The 14,286-nt window shown below is 59.4% G+C and carries 11 protein-coding genes, 2 tRNA genes and 1 rRNA gene; 4 read left to right on the top strand and 10 right to left on the bottom strand.

Annotation, left to right across the window (positions count from 1 at the left end; translation table 11 throughout):
• Positions 1 to 171: 171 nt before the first annotated feature.
• The 5 genes from H6866_06880 to H6866_06860 form a co-directional block, all read right to left on the bottom strand.
• A tRNA-Ala gene (locus H6866_06880) sits at positions 172 to 247 on the bottom strand.
• A gap of 16 nt (positions 248 to 263) precedes the next feature.
• Positions 264 to 340 (bottom strand) — tRNA-Ile (locus tag H6866_06875).
• A 74-nt stretch (positions 341 to 414) separates the two neighbouring features.
• Positions 415 to 1,904 (bottom strand): 16S ribosomal RNA (locus tag H6866_06870).
• A gap of 566 nt (positions 1,905 to 2,470) precedes the next feature.
• Positions 2,471 to 3,982, bottom strand: coding sequence for a mannitol dehydrogenase family protein (locus tag H6866_06865; GenBank protein USO07150.1), 1,512 nt, complete (start codon positions 3,980 to 3,982; stop codon positions 2,471 to 2,473).
• A 117-nt stretch (positions 3,983 to 4,099) separates the two neighbouring features.
• Complete coding sequence (locus H6866_06860) at positions 4,100 to 5,833, bottom strand: mannitol dehydrogenase family protein (protein ID USO07149.1); 1,734 nt, start codon at positions 5,831 to 5,833, stop codon at positions 4,100 to 4,102.
• A gap of 107 nt (positions 5,834 to 5,940) precedes the next feature.
• Between H6866_06860 and H6866_06855 the strand changes: the two genes are divergently transcribed.
• Positions 5,941 to 8,394, top strand: coding sequence for an SLBB domain-containing protein (locus tag H6866_06855; GenBank protein USO07148.1), 2,454 nt, complete (start codon positions 5,941 to 5,943; stop codon positions 8,392 to 8,394).
• The gene (locus tag H6866_06850; GenBank protein ID USO07147.1) at positions 8,394 to 9,053 is read left to right on the top strand and encodes a hypothetical protein; all 660 of its coding nucleotides are present in this window, start codon (positions 8,394 to 8,396) and stop codon (positions 9,051 to 9,053) included. Before H6866_06855 ends, H6866_06850 begins: the two co-directional genes overlap by 1 nt.
• Here the strand turns inward: H6866_06850 and H6866_06845 are convergent.
• Genes H6866_06845 through H6866_06825 form a run of 5 tightly spaced genes read right to left on the bottom strand, consistent with a single transcriptional unit; the run spans position 9,011 to position 13,448 of the window.
• Positions 9,011 to 9,832, bottom strand: coding sequence for a glycosyltransferase family 2 protein (locus H6866_06845; protein USO07146.1), 822 nt, complete (start codon positions 9,830 to 9,832; stop codon positions 9,011 to 9,013). The two genes, H6866_06850 and H6866_06845, sit on opposite strands and share 43 nt — an antisense overlap.
• A complete protein-coding gene (locus tag H6866_06840; GenBank protein ID USO07145.1) occupies positions 9,829 to 10,635 on the bottom strand; it encodes a hypothetical protein in 807 nt (268 codons plus the stop codon). The genes H6866_06845 and H6866_06840 overlap by 4 nt, the downstream gene beginning before the upstream one ends.
• Positions 10,607 to 11,863, bottom strand: coding sequence for a glycosyltransferase family 4 protein (locus H6866_06835; protein ID USO07144.1), 1,257 nt, complete (start codon positions 11,861 to 11,863; stop codon positions 10,607 to 10,609). The genes H6866_06840 and H6866_06835 overlap by 29 nt, the downstream gene beginning before the upstream one ends.
• A gap of 13 nt (positions 11,864 to 11,876) precedes the next feature.
• The gene (locus H6866_06830) at positions 11,877 to 13,013 is read right to left on the bottom strand and encodes a hypothetical protein (GenBank protein USO07143.1); all 1,137 of its coding nucleotides are present in this window, start codon (positions 13,011 to 13,013) and stop codon (positions 11,877 to 11,879) included.
• Positions 13,014 to 13,073: 60 nt separating this feature from the next.
• Positions 13,074 to 13,448, bottom strand: a complete 375-nt coding sequence (locus tag H6866_06825; protein USO07142.1) for a hypothetical protein — start codon at positions 13,446 to 13,448, stop codon at positions 13,074 to 13,076.
• 179 nt (positions 13,449 to 13,627) lie between these two features.
• Here H6866_06825 and H6866_06820 point away from each other — a divergent pair, with 179 nt between their 5' ends.
• Both H6866_06820 and H6866_06815 read left to right on the top strand, forming a co-directional pair.
• Positions 13,628 to 13,915, top strand: coding sequence for a hypothetical protein (locus H6866_06820; protein ID USO07141.1), 288 nt, complete (start codon positions 13,628 to 13,630; stop codon positions 13,913 to 13,915).
• A gap of 11 nt (positions 13,916 to 13,926) precedes the next feature.
• Positions 13,927 to 14,271, top strand: a complete 345-nt coding sequence (locus tag H6866_06815) for a hypothetical protein (GenBank protein ID USO07140.1) — start codon at positions 13,927 to 13,929, stop codon at positions 14,269 to 14,271.
• Positions 14,272 to 14,286: the final 15 nt, after the last annotated feature.

Below are 14,286 nucleotides of genomic sequence, written 5' to 3'. Positions count from 1 at the left end.
CTGTCTTGTCGCTGATACAACAAGACCGGAACTACCATGATCTTATTCATCTTCACTTACTTCAAAACCTATTCACGATGTATCAAAAACCACTGACTTTAGAAGCCAGGATCAAAGGGTTGATATAACCACTTGATCCTGATTTCAAAATCGGATCCCGGACTAAAGAGATGGTGGAGACGAAGAGGATCGAACTCTCGACCTCCTGAATGCAAATCAGGCGCTCTCCCAGCTGAGCTACGTCCCCTTAATGTTGGCGATAATGGTGGGCCAGGCAAGATTTGAACTTGCGACCCCACGCTTATCAAGCGTGTGCTCTGACCAACTGAGCTACTAGCCCGCTTTAATCCGAATACCAAAGAGATGCGAAGACAGCGAACCGACCCAAACATGTTTGGGACGCTCCCCGACTTTTCCTTAGAAAGGAGGTGATCCAGCCGCTCCTTCCGAAACGGCTACCTTGTTACGACTTAGCACCAGTCATTGACCCTGCCGTGGCCAGCTGCCCCCTTACGGTCAGCGCACTGTCTTCAGGCAGAACCAACTCCCATTGCTTGACGGGCGGTGTGTACAAGACCCGGGAACGTATTCACCGTGGCATGCTGATCCACGATTACTAGCGATTCCGGCTTCGTGCTCTCGAGTTGCAGAGAACAGTCCGAATTGAGATAACTTTTGGAGATTAGCTCCGGCTCGCGCCATTGCTGCCCACTGTAGTTACCATTGTAGCACGTGTGTAGCCCAGGCCGTAAGGGCCATGATGACTTGACGTCGTCCCCACCTTCCTCCGGCTTGTCACCGGCAGTTTCGCCTGAGTGCCCAACTTAATGATGGCAACAGGAGATAAGGGTTGCGCTCGTTGCGGGACTTAACCCAACATCTCACGACACGAGCTGACGACAGCCATGCAGCACCTGTGTCCAGTGCTCCGAAGAGAAAGTCGCGTCTCTGCGACCGGTCACTGGCATGTCAAGGCCTGGTAAGGTTCTTCGCGTTGCTTCGAATTAAACCACATGCTCCACCGCTTGTGCGGGTCCCCGTCAATTTCTTTGAGTTTTAATCTTGCGACCGTACTCCCCAGGCGGTGTGCTTAATGCGTTAGCTGCGCCACCGAACAGTAAACTGCCCAGCAGCTAGCACACATCGTTTACGGCGTGGACTACCAGGGTATCTAATCCTGTTTGATCCCCACGCTTTCGTGCCTGAGCGTCAGTTATCGTCTAGTTGGCCGCTTACGCCACTGGTGTTCCTCCCAATATCTACGAATTTCACCTCTACACTGGGAATTCCGCCAACCTCTCCGATACTCAAGACTGCCAGTTTCAAAAGCAATTCCGAGGTTAAGCCCCGGGATTTCACTCCTGACTTGGCAATCCGCCTGCGCACGCTTTACGCCCAGTAATTCCGAACAACGCTCGCTCCCTCCGTATTACCGCGGCTGCTGGCACGGAGTTAGCCGGAGCTTTTTCTGGGGCTACCGTCATTATCGTCACCCCTAAAAGAATTTTACAACCCTAAGGCCTTCTTCATTCACGCGGCATGGCTGGATCAGGCTTTCGCCCATTGTCCAATATTCCTTACTGCTGCCTCCCGTAGGAGTCTGGACCGTGTCTCAGTTCCAGTGTGGCTGATCATCCTCTGAGACCAGCTATGGATCGTCGCCTTGGTAGGCTGTTACCCCACCAACTAGCTAATCCAACGCGGGCTGATCCTTGAGCGATAAATCTTTGGTCCGAGGACATCATACGGTATTAATCCCAGTTTCCCGAGGCTATTCCGTACTCAAGGGCACATTCCCACGCGTTACTCACCCGTGCGCCACTCACCCGAAGGTGCGTTCGACTTGCATGTATTAGGCCTGCCGCCAGCGTTCGTTCTGAGCCAGAATCAAACTCTCAAGTTGAAAGTATTGACCTGACCATATCACTGGCATCTCCGTTTCATCTTGCGATGAAAAAGTCCGATTGGGTAACCGGAACCGGAGTGCATATGATGGTCGTTCATAAAATTGACTGACCTGCATGTATTTTGCGTATTTGAATGCAGATACGTTGCAGATCAATCGTCGTGACGTCGTGAAGACGAACTCATGAGCAAGCTCATGAGACACGGATCGCTGCCTGCGTATCTCTTTAGTATCTATACCACGATGTTCAAAAACCGCGCCCGAAACCAGCCATCCCTCTTCGGGATGGCCTCCCGGGCAAAAACCAAACCTATTTGGATAACCGTCTTATAGTTGGAAACTATTTAACGGTCAAGACCGATCGGCTTGTTACTCGAACCGGCTTTCGCTTTTGGCTCCTGCCGTCGGTGTGGGGTCTTATAAGGCTATTACTTCCCCCGTGTCAAACATCTTTTTAAACTTTTTTAAGAAAATCGTCATTCAACGCAAAAGCCCGAAAAGCGGCCGATAAAAAACCCCTCCCTACTTTTCGGGAGGGGCATACATATCATTCACAAAGATAGGCTAAAAACCCAGGGCGACACTGGCTTCACGCATGGTTTCGAGTGTGCCTTTGCTGTAAATCGAGGCCAGGTATTTTGACACCGGCTCAACCACACGCGGATCTTTGCCCAAATCACCGAACAGCTGAGTCATGGCGAGCAACGGCGCAGGATTGGCTCCGCCTTCGACAGCTTTTTCCTGCAGCTCGACAGCCAGAGGGTGCCTGACCACAATTTCACGACCGGTTTCATCCTTGCCGCCACGTACGCGCCGCAACCAAGCCGCCAGCGCAAGCGCTAGAAGATCAATGCTTTCTTCCTTTTTCAGGCGATCTTTGATCGAAGCCAAAACGGTGTTGAGCGGCGCATCAGTTGCCACGCGCTGCACCGTGTCCTTAATGGCCGGATTGGCGAAGCGATCGACAAGTTTTTGTTTATAGGCAGGCAGATCGATTCCCGGCACGGGCAGCAGCGTTTGGCCTGTTTCGCGATCCATCAGCGCGCGCATGTACATTTTGAACAGCGGGTTCGCCATGGTTTCATCGATGTAGGTATACCCCGCCAAATCGCCAAGACATGCCACGGCAAGATGGCTTGCGTTGAGCAGGCGCAACTTCATCACCTCATAAGGCTCGACATCCGGCACAAACTGGGCGCCAACATTTTCCCAGGAAGGACGGCCGTCCACGAACTTATCCTCGATCACCCATTGGGTGAAAGATTCGCACACAACAGGCCATGCGTCCGCGATGCCCAGGCTCTGCTCGACATACGCAATATCCTCGGACTTCGTCACCGGCGTGATGCGGTCAACCATGGTGTTGGGGAAGGTGGCATTTTGCTCGATCCATGCCGCGAGCTTTGGATCACGCAACTTTGCAAACGCCATCACCGCTTCACACAAGACGTTTCCGTTATGCTGAATATTATCGCATGACAAAGCCGTAAAAGGTTTCATTCCTTTCTGCATACGGCGGTTATAGGATTCCACGATAATACCAATCGCGCTTTTCGGAGTTTGCGGATTGGTCAAATCAGCAGCCACCACCGGATGGTTCGGGTCCAGTTTTTTGGTGACCGGGTTCAGGCAATATCCGTTTTCCGTGACCGTCAGGCTTACAATTTTTGTCGAGGGCTTTTCGATTTGCGCCAAAAGCTCGGCACTAGATTCCCCCGCAAAAATTATTTGCGCGGCAGAGCCGATGACGGATGCCTTCTCATGCGTGCCTTCGCGCTCGACCAGGGTATAAAGAACATCCTGCGGCGCCAGCGCGTCTTGCATCTTTTTATCGCCCGGCATCAAGCCGGCACCGGCGATTGCCCACGCAGCGTTGGCCGAGAAATCCTTTTGCATCAGTTCATGGGTATAGCGCGCCATGTGTGCGCGGTGAAAACCGCCAAACCCCAGATGCACGATGCCACAGACAAGCTTACCGCGGTCGTAGCCCGGAATCTCAACACCTTCCGGCATTGAAGCGAGATTGCCTTGTTTGAGCGGAACCACCTTGGTTTTGGCAGCAGGTGAGGCAGTCATGATAAACTCCTTGCTATGTTTTAAAATAAAATGGGACCGTTCCTTTATAGAGAGGCACGGTCCCGAAATCCATCAGGATTCAAGCTTTTGATCGCGCGCGCATGCGCGCGGCACATCTCAGGTCACGCGCGGACGCAGGCCTGCAGCATTATCCACCACGGCACCCGTGTGGAACTTGAAGGGCGCGGAACCGTCAATACCCAATGCCCGCCACATTGCCTCTTGCACACCCTTGGTATCCAGAAGGTGAAGATATTTCGCCACCGGCGCGACAAAGCGTTCGTCCTCCCCCAGATCGCCGAACAAGGATTTTAGCCCCAGTTGCGGCAGCGGATCGGAATTAGACGCCCCCTGCATACCAAGACGGGCAAGCTCGTCCTTGAGCGGATGGTTCACGACAATGTCGCCGCCGCGTTCGTTTTTGCCGCCACGCGTACGCTTGAGCCAGGCCGCCGCAATTAGCGAGAGCAGTTCGATCGGCTGGTTGGCCGCCAGACGCTCGCGCACCGTATCGACCAACACCTGCAACGGCGCATCGGTGGCCACGCGCTGGGTGGTATCATCAATGGCGGGATTTACAAAGCGCGCGACCAGCGTTTTCTTGTAATCAGCCAGATCAACACCCGGCACTTCGGGTACGGTGGGGCCGGTCTCCTCCTCCATCAGACGTTCCATGAACGCCTGAAAATCAGCATTTGCCATCGTTTCATCAATCCCTGCCAGACCGGCGACATCGCCCAGGCAGGCGATGCCCAAATGGCTAACGTTCAGGAGACGCAGCTTCATGATTTCGTACGGTGTCACATCCGGCACGAACTGGGCGCCCACTTTTTCAAAATTCGGGCGGCCAGCAACATAAGCATCTTCTATCACCCATTGGGTAAAGATCTCGGTCGGGATAACGTTACCATCTTCCAACCCGGTCAGCGCCTTCGCCAACGCCGTGTGTTTCGGCGCTGTTTTCGGTGCAATCCGATCAACCATACTGTTCGGGAATGCCGTATTTTCACGCGCATAGGCAGGCAGCGACGGATCCCACGCCGTGATAAACGACATCAGGGCTTCGCGTGTGTAATCGCCATTGTGCACTATGTTGTCGAGAGATTGGACCGTAAACCCGCCCACGCCCTCATCGCGTCGCGTTTTCAGCGCATGGGCGATATATCCCAACGCCGTTTTTGGGCGCGGTGCGGTCAGATCATGCCGGATATCCGGATGGTCCAACATCAACTTGCCATGCGAGTCGAGATAGTATCCGTTCGCAGTCATGGCCATTGCGACCATCCGTATATCAGGTGCGGCCATGACATTGATCACCGCCTGCGGGTTTTCCGGCGCATAGATAACGTTGCGCACAGAACCAATGACGGTTGCCCTGTTGTCAGATCCGGGATTTTCGATGAGCGTATATAAACCGTCCTGCGCCAGGGCATTATCGCGCGATGCCGTGCCCACAAGACTGACGCCTGTAATGGCCCAGTCCAGCGCCTCTCCTTTTTGCATAAGATCGTGCAAGTATTTTGCTAAATGGCTGCGGGCGAAATTCCCCAAACCAAACATGACGATACCGCTTTTTAACTGCGTGCGGTCGTAAGCGGGCTTTTCCACACCGGCGCTAATATCGGGCAAGGCAGCATTGGACAGGCGCATCGAATTCACCCTCTTTTGTAAATATGAAAACTGCAAAAAGATAAAAATTATACTTGGATTATGCAACTTTTTAATTTGAGCGCCCTCAAGCGAAGGTAAGCCCCGTCTCTTTTCCCTACAAGACGCTTCAGTGGCTACATAACGCCAGGGTTCATCCAGCCCGGCACAGCCGGCGGCCATTCTTAAAAGGTGGATAGTCACGTTTTGGGTGCTTTCGCCTTGCGATATTCCCCATATACTTGCATGGTTTTTGCCATGCTTTTGGGGAGGGTGGTCCTATTTTCAGACGTCTGACGCTGATCCTGTGCGTGTATCTGGCCGCGTTCGCGGCACAGGTCAATTACGTGGGCGCGCAGGAAGCCGCAGACAGTGCTTCACAGGCAGAAACGCAAGACATGAGCCTTGCGGATATCGACGCCGCCCTGCCCGCGCATCTGCGCCAGCCCCTACCACTGGACGCACCGGCGCAAGGCACACCGGCAAACGCGCGGATGAGCGAACTTGCGCCCGACCTTGCGCTCGATTCCGCCCTTCCCGTCGTCACTCCGCCACGCGGCGCGCCCGCTTCGCAGCTTGAGCAGTTTTACCGCGCGGCATCGGGCGACCCGACCCTGCGCCAGTTCGGTTACGACTTCCTTGCCGCCACCCCCAAAGGCACACCCGCGAACGGTGCCGTGCAGGACGATTACGTGCTGGGCGCGGGCGACCGGCTGACCATCGCCTTTCTGGGCGAACGCAAGGACCGCGAAAGCTACACCATCGACAAGACGGGTACACTGAACATCGATCTATTGCCGCCGATGGCGGCGGCGGGCAAGACGCTGGGCGAATTGCGCGCCGACCTTATCCGCCTGATGCAATCGGAAAGTTATCACGGCGACATTTATCTTTCGCTGGAACATGTGCGCCAGATCGGCGTGCTGGTGGCCGGAGGGGTGGCGCGTCCAGGACGGCAGGCGGTAACGCCGCTGCAAACCGTGCTGGAGGCGCTGGAGCAAAGCGGCGGCATATTGAAAACGGGCAGCCTGCGCGCGATCAAGCTGATCCGTGACGGGAACGCCGAAACGGTCGATCTGTACGGCGTTATCGCCGGGCGCGGCAGTGTCAAACTGCCCCTGTTGCGCGACGGCGACCGGATCATCGTGCCGCCGCTGGGATCCACCATGGCGGTCACGGGCGATGTGCGCACGCCCGGTATTTTTGAACTTCCAGATGACGAAGCGCCAAGCGTTGCCGATGCATTAAGGCTGGCGGGCGGCCCGACCGCGCGCGGACAAAACCGCGTGGTCTTGCAAACGCCGCACGGCAACGGCACGCGCACCAGCATATCCATTTCGGCCGATTCAACCGACCGCGCAGTCGGCGACGGCGCAATCATCGCGGTCAACCGCACGCTGGACCGCAGTGTAGGATCCTTTACCCTTTTGGGCGAAACGCGCAGTCCCGGCACCTACCCGCTGGCACCTTACAAAAAGCTTTCGGCACTGTTGCGGCGGGCGGAGGCGTTCGGCGACGACGTCTATCCGTTGATGGGCGTGATCAGCAGGCGCAAGGATTCGGACCTGTCGCGCGACCTGATCGCGTTTTCGCCGCAAGGCATATTCACGGGCCGTGTCGACGAACCGACCAAGGACGGCGACGAAATCCGGCTTTTATCGCGCGCGGACGTGCGCACGATCATGGACGGCAAGCAGCCAGACGACCTGCCCCCGCTTGTCGCCGGTTTCGTGCGCGAACACGCGGTCAGCCTGCTTGGTGCGGTGCGCACCCCAGGCCGGTGGCCGGTGGCGGGCTCGATTTCGGCGTTGCGGCTTGTGGACGTCGCGGGCGGCGCCAACAACGACGCCGATCTGACCCGGGCCGAGATCAGCCGCAACGATGTCGGCCTGATGTCGGCATCGACCTCCGCGATCAGCCACCGCGACGTCGTGGATCTAAGCGATCCGCATGACGGCGGGCTGACACTGCGCGCGGGGGACGCGCTGCACATCCCCGACCGGTTCGAGGCTGTGACCCGGCAAAGCGTCACTATTCGCGGCGAGGTACGCAACCCCGGCACATACGATCTGATGCGCGGGGATACGTTGCTTGTCCTGATCGAACGCGCGGGCGGACTGACCGATCAGGCCTATCCGCTTGGCACCGTGTTTTCGCGCGCGACGGAACGTCGGCGCGAGAAGGAGAAATTTTCCATCGCCGCGCATGATCTGGAACGGTCGATCGCGCTGGCCGCGAACAACGACACGGGCAAAGTCGATATGGCGCAGATGGCGCTGGCCAAGGATCTGGTCAACGAACTCAAGACCATCGAACCCGTGGGCCGGATCACCGTGGAATCAGACCCTGAAATTTTACGCCGCGACCCGGCGCAGGACATCCTGCTTGAAGCAGACGACATCATCTATGTCCCGAAACGGCCTTTGAGCGTCCGGGTGACGGGCGAGGTCTTAAGCCCTGCCGCGCTGCAATTCCGGTCCGACAAGAAATTCCGCGATTACATCACCGAGGCGGGCGGCACCACGATGAATGCCGACGAGGGACGGATATTCGTGCTTTATCCCAACGGCTCGGCCCGGCCCGTCAGCGGGCGGACCTGGACGCGCGTGAATCCTTTGATGGTCACGCCGGGCAGCACCATCGTCGTGCCGCGCGATCCCAAACCGTTCGATTTCATCGAATCCGCCAAGGACATCACGCAGATCCTGTCCAACCTTGCGGTCAGCGGCATTTACGCCAATGATCTGATCGACCGAACGCATTGATGCGCTTTAGCATCATCACGATCACCAAGAACAATCCGGACGGGTTTGCCCGCACGCGCGCGAGCGTGGCGGCGCAGGATTGTCCCGATTGCGAATGGATCGTGATCGATGGCGCGGTCGAAGAAGACGCCGGAATTTACGACGCCATGAACAAGGGCATCGCGCGCGCGACGGGTGATTACCTGATCTTCATGAACGCGGGCGACGTGTTCGTGGACGGCGGCGTGCTTTCGCGCATTCTGCCCTTTCTCGGCCCTGGTTTTCTTTACGGCGACGCGCGCGAGGGCGGGCGCCTCAAACCCGCGCGACATGGTATCGCCTATGGGATGCCGACGCATCATCAGGCGATGGTTTTCCTGCGCGGCGCGCGGCGATACGATCTGCGTTACCCCATCGCCGCCGATTATAAATTCACCGCGCAATACTGGATGGACGGCACACGCGCGCACCTGCCCTTCGCGGTGTGCGATTTCGAGACCGGCGGCGTTTCGCAGCGCAACCCCGCGCGAGGACGACGCGAACAGACAGCGATCCGTCGCGAGTTGGGGATAAGCGCACCGGGCGTGCGCGGCGTGCAGGCGGTGGCCCACGCGTTTAAATCCCTTTTCCCGCGGATTTACTGGAGGCTGCGCAGCCGCCTTTGGACGTCGCGCGCATAGCCCGCGCGGGCGAGCGCGAAATCAAGCCCCGCCGCGCCGTCCAAAAAACCGGCGCGCAGGACATAGGCGTATAAAAACACCAGATAGGGCCGCGCCCATGACGCGCGGGTCAGGGTCTTAAGCTCCTGTCGCCACGGCACAGGGTCGGGCGGGAAAGCGTCGCGCGCGATCATCGCGGCCTCCCAAGTCGCATAGCGTTCGTGGCGGCGGTTCCATTCGCCACGGCCCTTGCGGTTGTAATGAACCAGCGCGGCGGAAACCTGTCCGATCGTTACATCCGGGCCCAGCGGTAAGGGCTGGTAATGGCCTTCGATTTCGCCCATGCCGGGGATATCGAGATCGCCCACGACCGGAAAACGGAAACGGTCGCGGCGAAACAGGCACAGCTTGTTGTTGGCCATGCCAAAGCGCAGGCGGCGGCCCAGCCAGACATAGCGCCCGCGCACGAAATAGCCGTCGGCCATGTTACCGCGCGCGAACAGCAAGCGCAGTTCGCGGATCAGTTCCGGCGTCGCCACCTCGTCCGCGTCGACGAAAAACACCCAAGGCTGAAGCCCCGGCATCGCGTCGAGGCACCACTGGCGTTTTTTCGGGTATTTGCCGTTCCACGAAAAGGGCAGGAATTCCGCCCCCATATTCTTGGCCGTGGCCATGGTGTCGTCGGTGGAATTGGAATCGACCACCACCACCTGCCGGAACGTGCCGACCAACGGCAGAAGGCAATGAGCCAGATTTTCGCCCTCGTTCTTCGTGACGACGATGACGCTGGCCGGGATCATTCGCGCAAAAGTCCGTAACCCAGCCCCGCCACCAGACCAAGCAACGCAAACACCGGCATTATCAGATACGGGTCGGGGAAAACCGGGTGGGCATCGACACTGGGCGGGTCAATCGCCTCGGCCGCGAAATCACGGTCGATGCCGACCATCATGCGGGTGCGTTCCTGTTCCTTCAGCAAGGCGATCAGCGCATCGCGGTGATCGGGATTCGCGACCATGCCCAACTGGGCGCGCAGATAGGCGATGCGCTGGTCGGTGCGCTGGCGCGCATCGGTGCGGATGGTTTCGTCGGTCAGGCGGTGCAGCGCGCGCAGCATGTCCGCCGCCAGTTCGCGGTCGCGCAGGCGCAACGCGATGCGGCGCATCTGGGTCGCCCCGACGGGGCGAATGCGGACATGCGCATCCAGCCAGCGCGCCAGTATGGCGGGATCGGTGGCGCAGGACGCACATAATGCGCCCAGCCGGCCTTTGAGCGCGTCATCCTTTTGTAGAGCGGCGGCGATGCGCGGTCCGGTCATCAGGGTTTCGTATATCGAAAAATCGGCAGCGGTGACCGACCCCACGCGCTGGAGCAGGTATTGCACCGTCGGCGATTCCGACGCGGGCAACAGCGCCGAAAGGTCGGCCCCCGGTCCGTGTCCGCCCGGCCCCACCACCATCGACGCCTGCCAGCAGCGCGGCAAAACCAGACACAGGAAAAGCGCCAGCACAAGGCCCAGCGCAAGGCCGATCGCACCGGCGCGGCGGCGGGCCCAGAGAACGGGCCATGGATCGTCAGCGAGGGCGCGCAGCGTCGTGGTCATGCAGGACTTTTTTTATCACGTTGGACCATAGGGCAAAAGCCTCCCGCGGGAGGCGGGCCTTAAGCGCGGCCTGCGCGCCCTCGTGGGCGGCAAACCACGCCTCGGCATCGTTGCGGTAAAGGGCGATCGCGGCGGCAAGCTGTTTGCCGTCGCCGGGGCGGACGACCTGCCCGCAGGCATAGCGCGCGATGATGCGCGCGATGTCGGATTCCGCCGGGCCCACGAACACGCAGGGGCGGCGCGCGCCAAGGGCGCCGTAGAATTTGGACGGCAACAGCATACCCAAAGCCTCGTCGCGCATGGTCACCAGATGCACGTCGCCGCTTTCCATCAAGGTACGCAGTGCCGCGCGCGGCTGCGGCGGCATCAGTCGGATATTGTCCAGACCGCCTTGCGCGCGCAGTTGCGCCAAACGCTCGAATCCCGGCCCCTGCCCGACGAAGGTCAGTTCAATGTCCGGCTGGGCTTTCAGCAAGATGCGCGCGGCCTGGACGATGGCTTCGACCGGGTGGGCGCGACCGATGCTGCCGGCATACAGAACGCGGAATTTTTCGCCCGTGGGGTCGGAATACAGGCGGCGACCGCGCAGATCGCGCCGATGGGGCAAATCGCCGGTGGGGGCCAGCGGCCGGTCGGGCATCGCAGGCGCTGTTTCGTCGACCTGTTCCGCGTCGGGCCAGTTTTCGATCACCGCGGTGCGTCGAATATCGAGGCCGGTGCGGGTTATGTAACGCTGCATGCAGCGCGAAAGCGTCACGACACAGGCGGCGCGGCGCAGTACGTACCGGCCATAACGGCGCAGCAGGTCAAGCACACCCGGCGGCACGGGCATATCCAGCACCGGAAAAAGATCGGGGTACAGGTCATGGCACCAGTGGATATGCGCCGCCTTCCAGCGCCGCGCGACAAGATCGCCCAACACATAGAGCATCGGTGGATCGGACAGGGTGATCACGATGTCGTGCCGTCCGGCCCGCAGCATCGCGCGCGCCAGCCGCGCCATCAGCGCCAAATAGCGCCAGAATCCGGGGCCGCCCGCCCGGACGCGGGTGATGCCGATCGCACCACGGCGGCTTTGGCCGGGCTTGCCTTCCCCCGTCGCCAGAATGGTGACATTGTACCCGCTTTTGACCAGATGCCGCGCCAGATCGTGCAGCAACCGCCCCGTCGCTCCGTTCAGGGGCGGATAGGCGCGGTTGACGATCAGAATGCCGGGACGGGTGGACATGACAGGTTCGTGGTTACCATTCCTGTTTGGGCTTTGTCCAATCCGCCGTGGCAAGCCCGGTTAGCAACAGCCCGAAACCGAAGGATTTATAGGACCCATATAAAAACAGCGCCGGAACCAGCGGCAGGAACAACGCCGCGCGCATAACCCAATCCCCCGCCAGCCGCCGCCATGCATGCACCGTCAAAGCCGCCAGCGCCGCACCCGCCAGCGCAAGGCCGATCCAGCCCGTCTTCCACAGCAGGGCGGAAAGCAAAGCGTGGGAAAACCGTACCCATAAATCGCCCACGGCAGGCGATTTGACCAGCGCGCCCCAACCCGCGCCGAACAGCGCGGTCAGCGGATTCTGCCCCAGTTGATCCACCAGCGCCGCCAGTTCATCGCCGCGCGCGTTGACACCGACCGCCAGTGTCTTGTCGTATAATTGCGCCGCAAGCCATGCGAGCGGAGACCAGAGCAGCGCCGCCAGCGCGGCAAACCCCAGCGAGATCATCAGGGCCCGGCGCGGTACCAGAACCCACGCGCGGACCAGCAGCGCGCACCACGCCAGCGCCAGCAGCGCCAAAGTCGCGCGCTGCATCATGCCCGTCATGGCCAGCACCGGCGGCACCGACAAGACCAGCGCCGCAAGAGCATCGCGCGCGCGGCGCGCCGCGAAACATCCGTACAGCAGAAGGAACGCGGCGGCAAAGGCGACCAGCGGCGAATTCGCAAGGTATAAAAGGTCATGCGGACCACCGAAGGGCGCGGCCGCGCCCAGTAAAAAGCGCAGCGAAAATACAAGCCCGATGCCCAGCATGAGATAGACCAGATCGCGCCCATGGCCGGGCGCATACAACGCGGCAAGGCCAAGCGGCAAGGCCAGCGCGGCAAAAGCGACCAAATCGCGCAGCATGTCGGCGGCGTCGTTGCCCATCAAAACGCCGCCAATCAGTGGCAGCGTCAAACCATACGCCACCAGCGCAAGCAGCGGCGCGACCCAGATGCCGCGCGGGCGGCGCAGCGGCAGCACGGCCAGCAGGATCAGGACGATGATCGTAACCTCTATGCCGCCGGGATGGTCCGGCGTGGGGCTGCCCGCCACGGCATAAAGCGCGGCGGCCAGCGCCAGCGCGGCACGGCGTACGCGATCCGCGTTCGTATCCTTCACATTATTTTGCACATACGGATCACACGCGCTTTTCGCGAAAAGCGCAATCGTACTTCAGGATTAATCCCCGTAACCCGCCGGGAATGGCGAGGGAATGCTGTTGCCGGAACCGCCGCGCCCGCCATAGCTGCGGGCCGTGACCTGCGACTGGTTATAGGATTGCGCCGAAAACGGATTGGACACCGTGTAAGGCGTGTAGGGATTGACGTTGTTTTTCTGCTGCTGGTCCTGCGCGTAAGGGTGCGAAACAAAAGCGCCGGCGCGCAGATTGATCGGCCCCGCACTGATATAGGACGGGCCGGTCGCCGTGCCGCCACCCGATAGCGGCGGTTTACCGGGATCAGCCGCTGCGCCGGTCGCGTCCTGCGCATGGACGGGCATTGCGAAAGCCAGAAAAGCAAGGCACAGGGCCGTAAAAGCGATATGTCGGGTCATATGTTCATTATAGCAAAAACTTTGTGTCAAAAGCTTGGAATTTTATCCAGCAGCGCATTAACGCTTTCTTCAATTATTTTTCATAAGTTATATGCAGACAAGCATGAAACACGGTGCGCCGCCCGCCAGAAAACAGGACGGCACATCGAAAAACAAAGACCAATAATAAGGGGTGTCCCATGAAGATGAGTGCCGAAGAATTTCTCAAGGAAGCCGGACTGGACGAGGCCATGGCGCCCGGCCAGATCAAGTACAGGACGCATGTCGGGGAAAAGCCGGGCACGTCCTATACCATGGTCTATGACTGGAAAACCGATCCCAACAAGATCCGCATCGAAATGCGCCCCGGTCTGACGGGCCACATGCCCGAGAAAAAAGACCTTTCCAAATACGCCGTGTGGCTGCAGTCGAAAAATTATTTCGAGCTGGATTTTCTGGCCGCCGAAAAACACGGCACGACACACTAAGGAGCGAAACCATGTCCGTTAAAAGCGCTTTCACCAGCTCATCCTTCGCCAAATGCATCGGCTATTTTGCCGGCTTTGTCATGGGCCGCGCCTTCACCAGCCCGGAAGCCGCGCGCACATGCCTGCGCCATGCGGGCGCCGGAAACCGCGCGGGATTTGAAGCATCCGCCCCCGCCGCCATCGGTCTTGGCGTAAAACAGGGGGAAAGGCTCGAAACACGGCCGCTTCAAGTCGATGCGTCGACGCTACGTGAAGCCTTCAATCAGGGCCGCGCGTCAGGCATGACAGCAAAATCGGTGGCCGCGGCAAAGCCGCGCAGGCGTCCAGCCACGACACCAAGGCTCGCCCCCGCTTGAGCCGAAAAACCCCGC

It is taken from the genome of Rhodospirillales bacterium, assembly GCA_023898805.1.
Lineage (GTDB): Bacteria > Pseudomonadota > Alphaproteobacteria > Micavibrionales > UBA1664 > UBA6145.
This window is presented reverse-complemented; position numbering and strand designations above follow the sequence as displayed.